Genomic DNA, 1,159 nt, shown 5'->3' on the forward strand with positions numbered 1-1,159 from the left:
GACGTGTACGGGTCAAGGGCCTCGTCGATGAGCTTCTCGTTAGCTCTCCAGCCGTACAGATGCGCGGTGTCGATCAGCGTGACGCCCAGCTCGACGGCCCGCCGGACGACCGCGAGAGAGACCTCACGGGCCGGGCCCGGTTCCGTCGGCAGGTGCATGGCCCCGAACCCGAGCCGTCCCACTCTCAGGTCCCCGCCGATACGAATCGAAGTCGATGTCATGCGCTGCCTCCTCCCCCTTCGATCAGGGCGGAACACCCACGGTGCCGCCGGTGACGACATCAGCCGGGGAGGACGGGAGGCGCCTGACGCCGGTCTCGTGGACACCGGTTTGCCGGAACGGCAACAACAGTGGTGTGAGGGGAACGCGATGGGCGACGGTGGGGCCATGGCTGACAACACCCCTCGAACTCCCGCGTCCGACACCTCTTTCTCCTCCCACGGATACGCCGGTGACCCGGCGGTACAGGCTGAGTGGGACAACCGGTACGCCGACCGCCAGCAGTTGTGGAGCGGCCGGCCCAACGGCGCCCTTGTGGCCGAGGTGGCCTCGCTCACGCCCGGACGTGTGCTCGACGTGGGGTGCGGTGAGGGCGCGGACGCCGTCTGGCTGGCAGGCCGCGGCTGGGACGTCACCGCGCTCGAAGTCTCGGGAGTGGCGCTGGAGCGCGCAGCCGGGCACGCACGGGACGCGGGCGTCACCCTTCGCTGGGTCCATGCCGCACTGACCGAAGCGGCGCTCCCGCCGGCCTCGTTCGACCTGGTCTCCGCGCAGTACCCGGCTCTGTTGCGCACCCCCGACGCCGCAGCCGAGCGAGCCCTGCTCGCGGCCGTCGCCCCCGGCGGCGTGCTCCTGCTCGTGCACCACGCGGGGATGGACGACCCGCAGGCGGACCACGGCGAGTTCGACCCGGCCGACTACGTCTGGCCCTCCATGGTGGCCGCCCTGTTCGACGACGACTGGAAGGTGGAGGTGGACGAGCAGCGGCCACGGACGGCTCCTGACGGCGGTGCCGGCGCGCACCACACCGACGACGTGGTGCTACGGGCGCGTCGGCTGCGCTGAAGGCCGCTCTCCGGCCGGCGGACACGTCGGGGCAGGCTGCTCGGGGCAGGTTGGTGGAAGCGCTGTCGGCCCGGTACCCCGCGCGGGGTACCGG

2 protein-coding genes are annotated in these 1,159 nt (G+C 71.9%); one reads left to right on the plus strand and one right to left on the minus strand.

Translation table 11 applies throughout. The features are described 5' to 3' along the window. Positions 1-221 (minus strand): aldo/keto reductase (locus ACFVH5_RS44365; RefSeq protein WP_385839367.1); only part of this gene is annotated, 221 nt, incomplete at its 3' end. Positions 222-387: 166 nt separating this feature from the next. Here ACFVH5_RS44365 and ACFVH5_RS44370 point away from each other — a divergent pair. Continuing rightward, positions 388-1,065 (plus strand): class I SAM-dependent methyltransferase, encoded by a 678-nt coding sequence (locus ACFVH5_RS44370; RefSeq protein WP_385839368.1) that lies wholly within the window; start codon positions 388-390, stop codon positions 1,063-1,065. The last annotated feature ends 94 nt before the right edge of the window (positions 1,066-1,159 follow it).

Origin of the sequence: Streptomyces sp. NPDC127119, from assembly GCF_042677425.1 — a bacterium.
In the GTDB taxonomy this organism is placed as follows: Bacteria; Actinomycetota; Actinomycetes; order Streptomycetales; family Streptomycetaceae; genus Streptomyces.

What these genes read in the sequence shown, in the direction of transcription:
- ACFVH5_RS44370 (WP_385839368.1), top strand. Translation starts at nt 388, where the DNA reads ATGGCTGACAACACCCCTCGAACTCCCGCGTCCGACACCTCTTTCTCC.